Source organism: Clostridium kluyveri (assembly GCF_001902295.1).
Lineage (GTDB): Bacteria > Bacillota > Clostridia > Clostridiales > Clostridiaceae > Clostridium_B > Clostridium_B kluyveri_B.
Window position 1 is genome coordinate 3,694,007 of the sequence record NZ_CP018335.1, and the last position, 15,433, is coordinate 3,709,439.

17 protein-coding genes and 1 other annotated feature are annotated in these 15,433 nt (G+C 31.9%); of the genes, 6 read left to right on the forward strand and 11 right to left on the reverse strand.

The features are described from left to right. Positions 1–128 precede the first annotated feature (128 nt). Complete coding sequence (locus BS101_RS17810) at positions 129–377, forward strand: TIGR03905 family TSCPD domain-containing protein (RefSeq protein ID WP_073540048.1); 249 nt, start codon at positions 129–131, stop codon at positions 375–377. A gap of 106 nt (positions 378–483) precedes the next feature. On the opposite strand, the gene BS101_RS17815 is transcribed toward BS101_RS17810, so the two are convergent. The 4 genes from BS101_RS17815 to BS101_RS22945 form a co-directional block, all read right to left on the reverse strand. Continuing rightward, the gene (locus BS101_RS17815; RefSeq protein WP_073540049.1) at positions 484–1,818 is read right to left on the reverse strand and encodes a bifunctional folylpolyglutamate synthase/dihydrofolate synthase; all 1,335 of its coding nucleotides are present in this window, start codon (positions 1,816–1,818) and stop codon (positions 484–486) included. 18 nt (positions 1,819–1,836) lie between these two features. Further along, positions 1,837–4,485, reverse strand: a complete 2,649-nt coding sequence (locus BS101_RS17820; protein ID WP_073541397.1) for a valine--tRNA ligase — start codon at positions 4,483–4,485, stop codon at positions 1,837–1,839. A gap of 52 nt (positions 4,486–4,537) precedes the next feature. Then, positions 4,538–4,751: a binding site (T-box leader), on the reverse strand. 59 nt (positions 4,752–4,810) lie between these two features. Continuing rightward, positions 4,811–5,593 (reverse strand): ABC transporter substrate-binding protein, encoded by a 783-nt coding sequence (locus tag BS101_RS17825; protein ID WP_073540050.1) that lies wholly within the window; start codon positions 5,591–5,593, stop codon positions 4,811–4,813. Between the two features lie 46 nt (positions 5,594–5,639). Next, positions 5,640–5,783 (reverse strand): hypothetical protein, encoded by a 144-nt coding sequence (locus BS101_RS22945; protein WP_156876077.1) that lies wholly within the window; start codon positions 5,781–5,783, stop codon positions 5,640–5,642. 316 nt (positions 5,784–6,099) lie between these two features. Between BS101_RS22945 and BS101_RS24645 the strand changes: the two genes are divergently transcribed. The 4 genes from BS101_RS24645 (at position 6,100) to BS101_RS17845 (ending at position 9,089) form a co-directional block, all read left to right on the forward strand. Beyond that, positions 6,100–6,369, forward strand: coding sequence for a helix-turn-helix domain-containing protein (locus BS101_RS24645; RefSeq protein ID WP_431732556.1), 270 nt, complete (start codon positions 6,100–6,102; stop codon positions 6,367–6,369). Between the two features lie 126 nt (positions 6,370–6,495). Continuing rightward, positions 6,496–6,852 (forward strand): helix-turn-helix domain-containing protein, encoded by a 357-nt coding sequence (locus BS101_RS17835; RefSeq protein WP_073540052.1) that lies wholly within the window; start codon positions 6,496–6,498, stop codon positions 6,850–6,852. A 210-nt stretch (positions 6,853–7,062) separates the two neighbouring features. Then, positions 7,063–7,521 (forward strand): GNAT family N-acetyltransferase, encoded by a 459-nt coding sequence (locus BS101_RS17840; protein WP_073540053.1) that lies wholly within the window; start codon positions 7,063–7,065, stop codon positions 7,519–7,521. A gap of 395 nt (positions 7,522–7,916) precedes the next feature. Next, positions 7,917–9,089: an iron-containing alcohol dehydrogenase gene (locus BS101_RS17845; RefSeq protein ID WP_083585764.1), complete on the forward strand. Its 1,173-nt coding sequence runs from the start codon at positions 7,917–7,919 to the stop codon at positions 9,087–9,089. A 421-nt stretch (positions 9,090–9,510) separates the two neighbouring features. Here the strand turns inward: BS101_RS17845 and BS101_RS17850 are convergent, their stop codons facing one another. The 3 genes from BS101_RS17850 to BS101_RS17860 are packed head-to-tail and all read right to left on the reverse strand — an operon-like array spanning position 9,511 to position 12,882. Further along, on the reverse strand, positions 9,511–10,605 hold the full coding sequence (locus BS101_RS17850; RefSeq protein WP_073540054.1) for a restriction endonuclease subunit S: 1,095 nt from the start codon (positions 10,603–10,605) through the stop codon (positions 9,511–9,513). Next, a complete protein-coding gene (locus BS101_RS17855; protein WP_242951320.1) occupies positions 10,605–12,527 on the reverse strand; it encodes an HsdM family class I SAM-dependent methyltransferase in 1,923 nt (640 codons plus the stop codon). The genes BS101_RS17850 and BS101_RS17855 overlap by 1 nt, the downstream gene beginning before the upstream one ends. Then, a complete protein-coding gene (locus BS101_RS17860) occupies positions 12,520–12,882 on the reverse strand; it encodes a helix-turn-helix domain-containing protein (protein WP_073540056.1) in 363 nt (120 codons plus the stop codon). Before BS101_RS17860 ends, BS101_RS17855 begins: the two co-directional genes overlap by 8 nt. 629 nt (positions 12,883–13,511) lie before the next feature. On the opposite strand from BS101_RS17860, the gene BS101_RS17865 reads away from it, so the two are divergent. Then, positions 13,512–13,919 (forward strand): hypothetical protein, encoded by a 408-nt coding sequence (locus tag BS101_RS17865; RefSeq protein ID WP_073540057.1) that lies wholly within the window; start codon positions 13,512–13,514, stop codon positions 13,917–13,919. A gap of 80 nt (positions 13,920–13,999) precedes the next feature. Here BS101_RS17865 and BS101_RS24010 read toward each other — a convergent pair whose 3' ends face one another. The 4 genes from BS101_RS24010 to BS101_RS17880 all read right to left on the reverse strand — a co-directional run bounded on the left by BS101_RS24010 (position 14,000) and on the right by BS101_RS17880 (position 15,363). Continuing rightward, the gene (locus BS101_RS24010; RefSeq protein ID WP_242951321.1) at positions 14,000–14,224 is read right to left on the reverse strand and encodes a hypothetical protein; all 225 of its coding nucleotides are present in this window, start codon (positions 14,222–14,224) and stop codon (positions 14,000–14,002) included. Continuing rightward, positions 14,139–14,510 (reverse strand): phage holin, LLH family, encoded by a 372-nt coding sequence (locus tag BS101_RS24425; RefSeq protein ID WP_347472950.1) that lies wholly within the window; start codon positions 14,508–14,510, stop codon positions 14,139–14,141. The genes BS101_RS24010 and BS101_RS24425 overlap by 86 nt, the downstream gene beginning before the upstream one ends. 140 nt (positions 14,511–14,650) lie before the next feature. Then, positions 14,651–15,058 (reverse strand): hypothetical protein, encoded by a 408-nt coding sequence (locus BS101_RS17875; RefSeq protein WP_073540058.1) that lies wholly within the window; start codon positions 15,056–15,058, stop codon positions 14,651–14,653. Between the two features lie 65 nt (positions 15,059–15,123). Continuing rightward, positions 15,124–15,363, reverse strand: a complete 240-nt coding sequence (locus BS101_RS17880; RefSeq protein ID WP_073540059.1) for a hypothetical protein — start codon at positions 15,361–15,363, stop codon at positions 15,124–15,126. Positions 15,364–15,433: the final 70 nt, after the last annotated feature.

Sequence of the window (15,433 nt, forward strand, 5' to 3'; positions counted from 1 at the left end):
TGGGTAATAACAATACCAAATTATTTTCTTGTATAAGTGATTTATATTCTATATAATTATTTTATAAAATGTTCTTAGGCTTAAACTTGCGATAAAATAAATTTATTTTTATAGAATAAGGTGATGAAGTGCATAGTTACATAACAAAAGGAGTCTGTTCAAGACAAATAAATTTTGATATATCTGACAATAAGATTAAAAATGTAAATTTTATAGGAGGATGCAGTGGCAACCTTCAGGGAATATCCCGATTAGTAGAGGGAATGGATTTAAATGAAGCCATAAAAAAACTGCAGGGTATCTCCTGCAATGGAAAAGGTACCTCTTGTCCTGATCAACTGGCAACTGCTCTCAAAGAATTTGCTGGAAAGAATTAAAAAATAAAGAACATATTTTTAAACATAAAATATGTTCTTTATCAGAACGCTGGAGTTAACTAATATCCCCAGTTGAAAATAATTACTTTAATTATCTGATACATCATTATATCTTTTTTATAATCTTCCTCATATCTCCTACCATATACAGCGAACCACACACTAGAATTAAGTCCTCTCTATTACAATAAGAAAGTGCTTTTCTATATGCTTTTTCATAATCATTAAAATCTTCACAATTAGAATTATACTTTTCTATTATAGTTTTCAGTTTACCCGCTATTTGCCCTCTTTTATCTTTGGGGGTAACTGCCATGACCCTTTTTGCAAGAGGCACAATGGTCTTTACCATCTTCTCTACTTCTTTATCTGCCAGTATACCAAGTATTAAAATCATATCATTATATTGAAAATACCTGCGTATATTTTCTTTAAGCATTGAAATTCCCTGTATATTATGAGCTCCATCTACTACTACCAATGGATTTCTGCCCATGACTTCAAGCCTTCCCTTCCAGGTTACACTATTCAATGCTCTTAATATAGAGGACTTATCAACTAAAATATTATATTTTGATAATTGTTCTATGGTAAATAAAGCTGCGGCACAATTTAAAAGCTGATGTTTACCTAAAAGAGATAGTTTGATGTCATAATTGGATTTCTTTGTAGCTATTTTTACCTGCTGTACATATTCCCTGCTTCCGCTGTCAATCTTATTTTCACCTATAAAATTAGAAGAATTTACAGGAACCTTTAAAAGTTCACTGCCCTTTTCCTCACATACTTTTTCTATGACCTTCTCAACAGATTCTGTCTGTGGATAAAGTATTACAGGAATACCTTTTTTGATTATTCCTGCTTTTTCATAGGCTATTTTCTCTAAAGTATCACCCAATATGTTCATGTGATCATAACTTATGGAGGCAATTACACTTGCCATAACTCCCCCTCCATACTCTTTAGCAAAAGGAACCATGACATTGGTAGAATCAAATCTTCCTCCCAGTCCTACTTCAATTACCGCTATTTCTACTTTTTTCTCCCAGAAATAATAGAACATGGCACAGGTAATTACTTCAAATTCCGTAGGATTATTATAACCCAGTTGTAAAACTTTATCTACAACCTCCGATACCTTAGTAACTACTCTGCTTAAATCATCATGGGATATATTTTTCCCATTTATTTGAATTCTCTCTTCAAATTCCTCTAAATAAGGAGAAGTATACATGCCCACTTTAAATCCGGCCTCCATTAATACCCTACTTATCATCACAGTAATAGAACCTTTTCCATTAGTTCCTGCCACATGTACAGCTTTTATTTTTTTATGTGGATTCCCTAAAAGCTCTAATATTTTTTCTGTTCTTTCAAGACCTAAGTTCACTCCAAATTTAGCAATATTATTTATATACTGCAATGTATCCTTATAATTCATAATGCCTCATCCCATATTTTATTTTAGACTTTCCAATCTTTCAATTACAGTTTCAAGCATTTCTCTATACTTATCCCCTTTTTCTCTCTCTCCATCTACAACAGACTTTGGTGCTTTTGAGAGGAATTTTTCGTTTGAAAGTTTACTATCTACTCTTTTTATTTCCTTTTCTAATTTCTCTTTTTCCTTACTGAGTCTTTCAATTTCCTTGTCTTTATCTACAAGCTCCAGAAGAGGAATAAATAATTCAGCTCCTGTAGTTACTGAAGATACCGCATTTTCTGAGACCTTACTCTTATCATCTAAAAATTCAATTTCGCTGGCAGAAGCCAATTTCTTAAAATATTCTTCTCCATTTTTAAAAGTATCCAGTGCATTTTTCTCCGTTATATATACTAGTAATTTTGCCTTTTTTGAAAATGGTACATTCATTTCTGCTCTTACATTTCTAATTGCTTTAATGGCCTCTATAATATATTCCATATCTTTTTCCACTTTTGAATCTTTAAACTCTTCATTATATTCTGGCCAAGATGAAACAGTTATGGATTCACAATCCGTATAAAGATGATCATATATTTCCTCCGTTATAAATGGCATTATAGGATGAAGCAGCTTAAGGGAAGCAACAAGTACATTATTTAATACATTGTATGCAACTCCCCTCTCTTTTTCACTTCCACCATACATAACCGGCTTTACAAGTTCTATATACCAATCACAGAATTCTCCCCAGATGAAATCATATATTTTTTGCGCGGCTATTCCAAGTTCAAACTTCTCTATGTTATCCGTTACTTCCTTTACCAGGGTATTCAATCTGGAAAGTATCCATTTATCTGCATCACTATACTCCCTGCACTCTTTATACTTATCCATTATATTTTCATCTAAATTCATAAGTACAAATCTTGAAGCATTCCATATTTTATTGGCAAAATTTCTAGCAGATTCTACTCTCTCCGGGTAATATCTTATATCATTTCCTGGTGCATTTCCTGTAATAAGTGCAAACCTAAGTGCATCTGCCCCATATTCATCTATTACTTCTATTGGATCAACACCATTTCCAAGGGACTTAGACATTTTTCTCCCCTCTGAATCTCTTACAATTCCATGTATCAATACATTTTCAAAAGGAATATCATCCATACAATATAATCCAGAAAATATCATACGTGCTACCCAGAAAAATATTATATCATACCCTGTAACTAAAGTATTATTAGGATAAAAACACTTTAAATCCTCTGTATTTTCAGGCCAGCCAAGTGTAGAAAAGGGCCATAGAGCAGAACTAAACCAGGTATCCAGTACATCTTTATCCTGCTCTATATTGGTCGAATTACATTTGCTGCACTTTGAAGGATCCCTATCACTTACTATAACTTCTCCACAGTCTTTGCAATACCACACTGGAATTCTATGTCCCCACCACAGCTGCCTTGATATGCACCAATCTTGAATATTTTCCATCCAGTTAAAATAAGTTTTTTCAAATCTTTCCGGTATAAATTTGACTTTTTTATTTTTCACTACATCTACAGCAGGTTTTGCAAGAGACTCCATCTTCACAAACCACTGCTTTGAGAGCATAGGTTCAATGGTAGTCTCACATCTGTCATGGCAGCCTACGTTATGTACATGTTCCTTTACTTTTACCAAAAATCCCTGTTCTTCTAAATCCTTCACTAATAATTTTCTAGCTTCATATCTGTCAAGTCCATTATATTTGGTTCCTTGAAGTTTTACAGTCCCATTTTCATTTAATACTATGATTTCAGGTAAATCATGTCTTTTACCTACATAATAATCATTAGGATCGTGTGCCGGAGTTATTTTTACCGCTCCTGTACCAAATTCCATATCCACATAATCATCAGAAACTATTGGTATCTCTCTATTTAAGATTGGAAGCAGTGCAGTTTTTCCTACCAAATGTTTATATCTCTCATCTTTAGGGTTTACTGCAATAGCTGTATCTCCAAACATGGTCTCCGGTCTTGTAGTTGCTATTTCCAAATACTCATCACTGTTAACTACTTTATATTTTATATGCCAAAAATGGCCCTGCTGCTCACTGTACTCAATTTCCGCATCGGATATGGCAGTATGACATTTAGGACACCAGTTTATTATTCTATTTCCCTGATATATAAGTCCTTCTTCATATAATTTTACAAAAAACTTTCTTACTGCCTTATTCAGCCCCTCATCCATAGTGAATCTTTCCCGTGTGAAATCCACAGAACAGCCTAATTTTTTTATCTGCTCTCTTATTCTAGCCCTATACTCATCAGTCCATTCCCAGGTTTTCTCAAGAAAAGCTTCTCTTCCTATTTTCTTCTTTACAATTCCATCTTTTAAAAGTTCCTTTTCTACTTTTACTTCTGTGGCTATACTGGCATGATCTTCTCCCGGCACCCATAATGTATTATACCCTTGCATCCTCTTGGTTCTTATTATTATATCCTGGATGGTATCATCCAGTGCATGACCTAAATGTAGTTTCCCTGTGATATTTGGAGGGGGGATCACTATAGTATAGGACTTTTTTGTGTGATCTGCTTCAGGTGTAAAATAGCCCTTTTCCTGCCAAATATTATAAAGTCTTTCTTCAAATGCTTTTGGATTATAAGTAGTTGCCATTTCTTTTTTTTCTGACATTAAAATTCCTCCTCTTACAAATATAATTTCATTATAAAAAGCCTCCATCCCAATAAAGGACGGAGGCCCGCGTTACCACCTTTTTTCCTGTAAAACTACAGGCTCTTAAAAAATAACGATTAAGAAACCGTCTTTACCTACTGAACATTTCAGTAAAGAAACTCTAAAGCTACCTTGGAGATAATTTATATAGAAAACCTCTCAACTAATAAGTTTTCCTCTCTTTATACTCTATTACCTCTACTCCTCTTTTTCACAGTGATTACACTTAATTTAATTTTATATATTTTTATTATAACCTTAATTTTTAGGCTGTCAAGAAATTTTATTTAACAGCTTCTTTTGCAAAAGAATTATTAACTATCTTATTAAAAGGAGGCCTTTCAGGTATTAAATCAGCTTTATAGGACTGTATTATATCCATAAGCCTGTTTAAATCTTCTTCTTGTATAACAGGTGTATCTGCATAGGCATCTATATCTCTATAATTTTTCACTACAGACTTCAATATATCTTCACTAGTTCCAGGGAAAAATGATTTAATAGATTTGGCTACTTCCTCGTCGCTGTGTTCCTTAACCCACATTTGACCTTCATAAATAGCTTTAGTAAACCTTTGTATAATTTCAGGATTCTTTGATATATAGGATTTTGTAGCAAAATAACAGGTATATGGAATATTACCTGCAGATTTACCTATTGAGGCTGCTATATAACCATTCTTATCTTTTTGGAGCATACTGGCTGTTGGTTCAAAAAGAGCCACATAATCTCCCGTACCAGCTTTAAATGCACCAGCTGTAGCAGTATAGGCTAAATTTGTTATTATATTTACATCCCTGCCAGGTTGTATGCCGTGATTTTTAAGTACATATTCCAGTGTCATCTCTGGAACTCCCCCAGGTCTCCCGCCAATTATAGTTTTTCCTTTTACAGATTCCCACTTAAAATCTTCTTCTTTATTTTTTCCCACCAAGAAAGAACCATCTGTAGAAGTTAATTGTGCAAAAATCACAGGAAAATCCTCTCGTTTCTGATTATATATATATATGGTTTGTTCAGGACCACAAAATCCTATATCACAGCTTCCACTAAGTACCTGCTGCATAGTTTTATCTGCTACCCAAACAAAAACACAAACTATAAGTAACCCCCTAATTGGGTCTGTCCTTCGAATTTAAATCCAATATAAAATCATATATCTTCTGTAGAAAAGTATCTTTATTATATTGTATAGAAAGTTCAAGCTCTAGTTTTTCTGCTTCAAATTGAATTTGCTGTAAAGAAAGTAAGTTCATTTAAAATCCCCCTCTAACTACATCTCTTTTACAGAACATCCGTTCTAATAAACTATTATAATAATACCATAAAATTGTTAACATATCCACATCATTCTAGTGTATTCTTTCTTCTCAATATTTTATTTAACATCCACGATCCCCCTTATCCTTGATATTCAAACGGTGCACCTTTTATTGCCTATAATGATACCACAAATAATATTCCTAGGCGGAATATCATATTGCAAAATTAGACATTCCATTATTTTCTTGTATAAAATACAAATATTGTGTCGTAAAATGTAGGTTGAGGTGGTTTTTCTTGTTTAAAAATATGCGAAAAAAATTAGGATTTACGCAAGATCAAATGGCTAGAAAGCTTGGTATAAGCCAAGGTACATTAAGTAAGTTAGAAAATAATTCTGTTTATAAAATCAATATTATAAAAATTGCTTTTATAAGGAAGGTGTGTGATATTTTTTTGTTGTGCCCCATAATATTATTTCTATATTTTTATAATGGGCAACCCTTTTGCCCTTTTTATTCCTTGGAAAATAAATGTACATATTGTAACTGTAAGAATTGTTATAAAACAAAAAAATAACTTTACTATTTCATGTCGTTATGCAGACATTTATTTTTATATATAGTCTATATAACGACATTTCATTGATATACGCTCATTTTATGGTAGGATATCCCTGATATATGTTTAGATGGGAGAATTTACATGGGATTAAAAAAGTCTTTTGGAGATAAAATCTATGATTTGCGCATGGGGCTTGAGTTAACTCAAGAAGAATTTATCGCTCGACTTAGGCCACCGTTTTCCAGAACAACTTTAAGTTACATAGAAAATGGCATATCTATGCCTAGCGCGGAGTTTATAAAAGCTATATGTGAAGCATATAATGTATCTGCCGATTGGCTTTTAGATATAAATGATACAGTAGCATTAACGATAAAAGAAAGACAACTTCTGGATAAATACAATGAATTGTGTGAAAAAAACAAGCAACTTGTTTTCAATTTATTAGATGCCCTTAATTATAAAATTGATAAAGATAAACATAAAAGCTCCAGCTAAAATAAAGCTGGAGCTTTATTATTCCATTCTATAAATTTGGAATGAGGGTGTTTTTACATGAATGAAAAGACTATAATATACTTAGAATCTAACTTGAAAAAGGCTGTTAGAATATACCTCATTAGAGATCGTGAAAATCAATTCGAAAAAAATATTTATATAACATATCAATAAATATTAATTAAATCGGAATTTGAAAGGAAGTAGCATATGAAAATAGTCGATGGAAACAAATATTTTCCAGAAATCAAGGATTTGATTGTTGAATATACAAACTCACTTAATCGAGATTTGACTTTTCAACATCTGACAGAAGAATTAAATGATTTAGAAACCAAATATACAAAGCCTAATGGAGAAATTTTGGCAGCTATTTCTGATGAAGGAAATGTAGTTGGTTGTGTTGCGTTTTATAAGCATACTGATAAGCGTTGTGAAATGAAAAGATTATATGTAAAACCGTATTATAGAAAATTCAAAATTGGTCAGAAACTAATAAAAGATATAATTGAATTGGCATCAAAAGATAGTTTTGAAGAAATGGTGTTAGATACAATAAAGCCGTTAAAGAGTGCTATTCATTTATATAAAAAATTCGGTTTCGAAGAAATTCCAGCATATTATGATAATCCAATGGGTGATGTTGTATATATGAGATTAGTTTTATAAATTCAAATTTACAGCAAATATTAGAGACATAATTTAATACATAATATTCTTTTTATACTCATCTAACAGTCCTATCCTCCAATTTAAGATATAATACAGGGTAAATTTTAGCATAAAAATTGTAGAGAATACAGAGATTTTGATAAGTTGGTGGAGTTCGCACCTTATGTATTTATTTAGGTAAATGTAGGTATGATTAAACCCTTCAGCTTGAATTAAGCAGAGGGTTTTTCTTATAGGTAGTCTAAAATTCCTTAATAATATTAATAAGGTTAGTAACATGACCTTATTATATCCAATTTATTTTTATCCATATAATTCATATCTTATACATAATCAGTCTACTAAACAGAAATAATAAAACTAATATATGTTTGTGATTGGGAGGGATTATATTGGAGAATACTCATGATTTTCGTTCACCTACAACAAATCTTATTGGCGTAGGTGCTCTTAAAGATTTACCACTAGAGCTAATGCCATATAAATTAAGCAAAGCCCTAATCGTTACAGATAAAAACATAATAAGGCTTGGTCATGTTGAAATAGTTGAAAAAATATTAAAGGATTTGTTTATTTCTTATGACATATTTGACGGTATCCTACATCCAGATTGTACAATTTCATTTGTAGAAGATGCTCTTACATACTTTAAAAAAAGATTAAACATATTGAAAAGGGACTATCACTTTATCATATCTGTTGGAGGTGGAACTAACCATGATTGTGCAAAGGCTATAGCTATTGTAGCAACTAATGGTGGCTCTATAGAAGATTATGAAGGATATAAAAAAATGACAAAACCTAGTTTGCCAGTCATAACAATAAATACTACTTCTGGTTCAGGAGCTGAAGTATCGAATGTTACAATTATAAAAGATGAAAGTAGAAAAGTAAAAATGACCATTGCAGATCCAAAAATGATGCCTATAATATCTGTAAATGATCTCAGGTTTATGCCAAGCATGCCTCCAGAAATAACGGCTAGTTCTGGCATTGATGTTTTGACCCATTCAATAGAGGGTTTCGTTTCTACGGAGGCATCACCCGTCACAGATGCCATGGCAATTAATGCTGTAAAGTTAGTTTTTCAATATCTAAAAAGAGCATATAAAAATGGTAATGATCTGGAGGCCAGAGAAAAAATGATGTTTGCTAATGTTATGGGAGGAATGATTCTTAATAATGCAGGATTAGGATATGTTCACTCCATGTCCCATCAATTAGGTGGTTTTTACGAGGAAGTTCATGGAGCGTGTAATGCGATTCTACTACCTCATGTGTTAGAATATAATGCTGTGTCAATACCAGAAGAAAAAATTCTTAAAATCAGTGAAGCTGTGGGAGCAAAAGCAAATAATAAACAAGAAGCTATTAATAAAATTAATCATAGTATTCAAAATCTCTCTGAAGATATTGGTATCCCAACTCATCTGAGTTCTATTGGAATTAATGAAAATGATCTAGAGTTACTTTCCAAAAACGCTGAAAAAGATATCAATTCCCTTGTAAATCCAAGGAAAGGAACTTTCGCAGATATAATGAATATTTTTAAAGCTGCTATGTAAATACACTTAAACTAAATCAATGAGAAAGTTAAGCCGGAAGTAACAAGGCAGTTCGGCAAAGAAAAAACGATTGCTTTTATGGGAAAACTTTATTAAAACTTAATACACTACGTGTTATGGTTCAACCCATTAAGTACAGAACTTATAAAATTTAAATACAATTCTTGTTAAGGTTCAACCAATGTAAAATAGCTAATTCTTATTTTTATTATATATCTTTAGGTATTGAAAATAAAGGATTTTATAAAAATTTTTCCAAGCAATTTTATTTTCTACGTTTGGTAAATATAAAATGTTTAAAGTTGGGTATAATGGTTAATGTCATAAGAATACTTTAAAGTCACTCATTATTGTTCTAATTGGTGAAAGCCCTGGGGTTTGACCCTGGGGCTTTTTGTGGGCTTAATTTAAAATTAATTACTTATGACTTTAATTTACTTTCTTGATTATGTTTTGGCAAAGTAGCAACTCTGTGTTTTGATACTAAATAATCTAAGTATACGTGAATCTGCTTTTTCTCAATTTTTTTTATGTATTTTTCCATATATTCATAGTCCGGATTACTTTTTTCATCTATTGGAAGAAGAATCTTTTCTTTTCTAATTCTGTTGTCATTTATTTCTCTATTAAAACTATACTTTTTTGATAAACGAGTTAAAATAGTTGCAATAAACAAATAAATATACTTATTATATAATGGATTTTCAAGTTTTGTAACATGGTCGCTAGCAACAAATTTAAATGGTTGAAAAAAGCATGCCCCAACACTGCCACTATTAGCTAATGTTAAACAACTTGAAAAGATACGAACATTTTCCTTATTACTAACAAAGTCATCCACACCATTATTCATTGCAGTTGATGAAACATAAGGTACTGTTCCTTTTAAATGATCTCCATTTTTCAGTCGTTTACCACGTTGTATATTGGAAAATATATCTTTTATGTAAAATTCTTTCCATCGCTTATGAGGACAGGGCACCATATCTTTTTCTGAATAGTCTTTTTTAAGATAAGCTATGTATTTTTTTAATAAGATCTGTTCTTTCTTTCTCATATATTGTTCCATAAAAGCCCAATTAGCATTGCCAGAAGCATCCGCTGGAAGCAAAATAACCTGTTTCTTCAATCTTGTGGAATTAATCGTATAAGAATATGAATACTTACTTTTATGCATTTTTAAACTTTGTACAACAAATAACAAGGCGTTTTTCGATATTTTCTTTCTTGGATTCAAAATATTCACTTTAGTTCCCGTAAAAAAAGGAAAAACTTGAACAAAAGGTTCAGCAGTTTCATTTCCAATAGTGATTACAGGAAAATGATTGTTTAAATACTCTTTAGAATAATCGATGAATCCATCCAAACCATTATTGCTTTCTTTTCTAGTAATATACGCAACAGAACCTGTTAACCTATTTATTTTATTACCATCAATATTTTTGCCAATTTTTACTTGAAACAAATCTTCAATTTTAAATTCTTTCCATTTTATTTCGTTAAGATTACACTCCATCAGCAATTTTCACCTTCTTTAAATAAATATCCTTTTCCATGGATAATCATATTAAACTCAAATGTCAGATAATCCACCATAGTTTTTTCAAAATCCTCTTCTTTAGGAATTTCATCGTTGAAATAATAAAAAGAATGCAGCCACTCATCATCAGCTTCTATCGTAGTTTTGACCATAAATTTACTTTCGGCTGGTGCATCATGGAGCCAGCATGAAAGCAAATGAGTTCTTTTTTCTTTTGCTCTTTCAGTTTCAACTAACCCAACGTGTTTATTTACAACAAATCCATCATCTTCAAAATTAATAAACTTACAGTACTTCTCTTTCGGATGTGTTTTATACGCAGTAAAAACAGCTATACAAGGATTTGTTCCAATACGGTAAAATGTTTCCTTATTTAGTGTAATGACTCCCTCCAGCGTATGTTTTTTCAAAATCTCTTGTTTTATCTTCTTGTCTTCTTTCGTTTTCCCCACCATTGTAGATTGAGGAACAATGACTACACATCGGGCTTCATCATCCATACTATCAAGTAGATGTTTAATAAAATGTATTTCTGACAAATGCATAGTATCCTTTCCTTTTGCCTGTGAATATGGAGGATTCATGAAACCAACAGTATATTTATTCTCTCGTAGCTTTTCGGAATCCCTTTTTAAAAAATCGTCGCAAATCAAATTACTTTTACCGTCACCTCGAAGGATCATATTTGTAGTAGCTATAGAAAACATATCTTCCCTAATTTCAATTCCATGAATTTGTTCTTTCTGAATGTGTTCTTTTTCCTCATCAGAATATGCCTTTTCAAGCATATAATGCATAGCTGCAATCAAAAAACCGCCCGTTCCACAGCAAGGGTCAAAAATAACATCTGTAGGCCTAATATCCACAAGTTCACAAAACAGTTCCGTAATATGTTTTGGGGTTAATACCACACCAAGTGATTGACCGTCACCACCACTATAGCGAATAAACTCACCATAAAAGCGACCCAATACATCTTCTGGTGTATTACTTACCGCAGAAGAAACAACGTTCTTCTGTAAGAATTCAGTAAAATAGCATAATGGGGTCTTTCCCAACTTATAATTTTTATCAATAAGCCTATCATCTATTTGGTTCAATATAGTTCTATCTTTAATGACTGTAAATTGATTTAAAATTTTTTCTTTCTTTGTTTCTGGCTGCACTTCTACCCTTGTAATATGGGTGGAAAGCGCATCGTATATTTTTTGACCATCTGTCTTTAGAGTATCTCCATTTAATGAATTAATGGAAAAAGAATTTTCTCTCAAGGCTAATAGAATAGCAGAAACAACAAGAGGCTTCTCAGAATCACCGAGTTGTCCGTAATTTCTCAGTGCTTCATGTAACTCGGAAGATTTCTTTAAGATATCTTCAAGCTCTAACGTTTCCTGAGGTATTTCACCAAGAACTTGTTCTTTATAGTAACGATCAATGTTTTCATCAGAAAAATTTTTAAAATTTTCAACTTCATTAAGAACTGTATATCCTCCTGCATCTACATACATTGGTTGAATTTTATGATGTTTTTTATCACCAGAACAGCCAAATGCGAATATTTTTTTAAAACTAGTCTTGTCCAAAATTACTCGTGCATAATGTAATGCACCATTTAAGGCATAGTTTATAATAGCTGATTTATCTTCAGAAAGAATTTGTTGTTCTTTATCATTATATAATACTTGTTTTTCTACATCTGCTTTATCTTCCACTACAATGATAAAGTCTTTAGACCACCCCACGAATTCAGGAAAACCTACGTGTCCGCTTTTTTTCTTCGAAGCCGTTTTCAAAGCCAACTGTATTTCTCTTAAACTACTCCCATTAGGGGTGTATTCTATCCCAGCTTCTTTTAATAAATTCCCAATAAAAAAGTCAGTAATTCTTTCATTAGTCACTCTCATTTCCTCCATCTATAAACAGATGCGTATAGTCAATTTTTTTTCTTATTTCTTCACGATGTTTTCCATTTCTAAGGTACATAGCTATATCGGCAGGTACTTCACTCCTTTTCTTTGCTGCGAGTTCAAAAAAATTTATTTTATCTTTTTGTCTTGGTTTAAGCAACTTAATCATTTTAAATTGCATATCAGGAGCAGGTGGAGATACCCTGCCATTTAACACATCAAAAAGATATGTCTTCGTAATACCTATTTGTTCCTGAAAAGCAGTTTTTGTCAACCCTGCATGTTCAATCATTAAAGACAACAACTCGCCAAAAGAACCTTGCTCATATGTTTTTTTACGTGGCAAATTATCGCCTCCCTTATATAATTAGTTAACTTACTAACATACTATAGTAAATTGGTTAAAAATGCAATATTCAAATATGTTTATTACACAAAAATAAACCCCAGAATGCCCCAGGGTTCGCCATCTTCCTAATATTCTTAATAATCAGTTCACTATAAGTATGTTCTTTGCCCTTGTATTTACCACAAGATTATGATTTCTCTTAACCTCATCTACGTACTTTCAAAAAAATAGTATGATTGGTTGATAATCATACTATTTGGAGTGTTGATTTAAAAAATTAAACTTTTTAGGTTGTGAAAAATTAATTAAGGGGGTTAGCCTTATAAGTATATACTATATGATTTTATAGGATATGTAAATGGTTTCAAGGCATAAAGCTTTCTTTTGTTTTGAATTTATTGAATTGGGTATAATAATTAACGCTTACAAAACTACTATGTTATCTCTTTAATATCGTTTCAATATGTTTTAATTCATGAAAGCTCTGGTGCTGCCAGGGCTTTTATTATAGAAATTTACTTCTAAGGTTAAGAGATGTATTAGGAAAAAATCAAAACATAAACATTCCAAATAACAGTTTTTTGAATAGTATACTATTGTGAAAAAAATTTTATTGGAGGCTTTTCATGTATAAATACATGTATCCACCATTAGAAACAACACCACCAATGTGTTGTTTCTGTATGATGGCTAACAGAACTATGTATCCACCTGTTATGTGCAAGGAACCTAAACCTTTATTCAAGGGGGAAGAAAAATTTAAAGAAAACAAAATTAATAAAGGAAGTACAATGCCCTCTATGGAGAAGAAACCAGGCATGAAACAAGAAATGCCGGATATGATGGATATGTCAAAAAAAGATATGGAAAAAATGAAATCAGATGTACAAGAAATTGTAATGATGTTCGAGCAGCACCATCCCGATATATTAAAGACATTAACAAACTGCGGCATGTCAATAAATCAAGCAAGAGAATATTTAAGTAGAATTGTTGGAATGTCCCTTATGCATCATATGATGCATCAAGTATAAAGTTTAAATACTAAAGAAATTTATAAAAAGTGCTCAACTGCACTCTTTGCAAAATATAGTGGCTGTTAAGGCCACTAAAATTAATTCTGTGCTACTTCAGGGATAGTATTTTCTGCTGCTTTATCCTCTGCATTTATGACAGCTACGGAAGTATCTATATTCTGTACAGCACCTGCAGCACTCTGTATACTAGCAATAGTCTGCTTCAATTGAGTATTTTCAGCTTGTGCTGCCGCCAAATCCTGTTGTACCTTTGTAATTTGTGTATCCTTTTCGGACTCTGTAGGACCGCATGTCCAAGTCATTTACTGCTTCCTGTATAAAATCAGAGATAAGTTTTTTCTGGTTAAGCGTAGGTTCTACATTAATTTCTTTAAGTGCAGCATATACGGTATTTTGTGCTGCATTAAACTTTTCTTCATTTGTAGCGAGGCTTCCAGCATGAGCTAGTTGTTCAGCTGCTTTTACTCCGGCTACTGCCTTTTTTTCTATCCAGTCTACTAAAGTTGCACCGGGTTTCAGTGCTGGAATAGTTTTGCCAATTGTATAAGTGGTTCTGTTCCTTCTAAGATATTTTCTGTAGTATCCAATACTTTCTCAGTATCAATGCCTTTCTTCTTTAGATATGGCACTAATCCAAAATAACTCCAATTACACCGACTAAAACCCCGCCTACTGCTACAACATCATTTATATTTATCATTTTTATTGCCTCCTATTTTTTTATTAAGCTAAACAGCTTTATACAAAATTTCTATATCCCTATTGAAATTTTGTATATTTTTAATTTTGTAACCATACCGCATTAGCCATTTATACACATTTTTTAATCTATCACTAGCTCCTATTATTTGAATTTCACAGTTATGCACTGTTTTTTCTAAATTTTTCAATTCTTTTAAGGCTATTATAAATGGTTCTAATCCTGCCTTTCTTCCTGTACATTTTCCAAACAATATCTTAGGGCTTTTTTCAGTCTTACAAAAGCAGTCATTACATTGTCGTTTAGTATTGCCTATAACAATACTCATGTACCAAATATTGCTTTTATTACTACTAACATAACTGAACACTACTTTAAGCCACTGACCATTTTTTAATTTAAAAAATTTGCCCATAGGTCTTCCATTTACCTCCATAATTTATAATCTAAAAAGAGAGCCTTTCAGCTCCTAATTTATTTACTTTATATTGCATATAATTTTTAAACCTCAGATACCCCTTTTGCTCTCATGTCATTAAAAATCCTAAGTGCTGCTCTGCAAGTTTCTAAGCTTCTGGTTGTATAAACGTATATTTTATCAGTTGTTGATATTGGTTGTCCAAGTGCCTTGATTCCATCCCAGTCTTTATTTATGTCATTCACTGTCTTGATTGACCGCAAATTGTCTTCATATGCTTTTATATGGCTTTCCATATTTTCAATAGCTTTTTTTATATCCAAAACGTCACTTCCTTTGTACTATGCCTCGTGAAAATATTTCTAGTTATTCAAAAATATACTCCATGTCTCA

Coding starts and splice junctions, on each gene's coding strand:
- BS101_RS17815 (WP_073540049.1), bottom strand. CDS start 1,818: ATGAATTATAAGGATACATTGCAGTATATAAATAATATTGCTAAATTT.
- BS101_RS17820 (WP_073541397.1), bottom strand. CDS start 4,485: ATGTCAGAAAAAAAAGAAATGGCAACTACTTATAATCCAAAAGCATTT.
- BS101_RS17825 (WP_073540050.1), bottom strand. CDS start 5,593: ATGCAGCAGGTACTTAGTGGAAGCTGTGATATAGGATTTTGTGGTCCT.
- BS101_RS22945 (WP_156876077.1), bottom strand. CDS start 5,783: ATGAACTTACTTTCTTTACAGCAAATTCAATTTGAAGCAGAAAAACTA.
- BS101_RS24645 (WP_431732556.1), top strand. CDS start 6,100: ATGCGAAAAAAATTAGGATTTACGCAAGATCAAATGGCTAGAAAGCTT.
- BS101_RS17835 (WP_073540052.1), top strand. CDS start 6,496: ATGGGATTAAAAAAGTCTTTTGGAGATAAAATCTATGATTTGCGCATG.
- BS101_RS17840 (WP_073540053.1), top strand. CDS start 7,063: ATGAAAATAGTCGATGGAAACAAATATTTTCCAGAAATCAAGGATTTG.
- BS101_RS17850 (WP_073540054.1), bottom strand. CDS start 10,605: ATGGAGTGTAATCTTAACGAAATAAAATGGAAAGAATTTAAAATTGAA.
- BS101_RS17865 (WP_073540057.1), top strand. CDS start 13,512: ATGTATAAATACATGTATCCACCATTAGAAACAACACCACCAATGTGT.
- BS101_RS24010 (WP_242951321.1), bottom strand. CDS start 14,224: ATGACTTGGACATGCGGTCCTACAGAGTCCGAAAAGGATACACAAATT.
- BS101_RS17875 (WP_073540058.1), bottom strand. CDS start 15,058: ATGGAGGTAAATGGAAGACCTATGGGCAAATTTTTTAAATTAAAAAAT.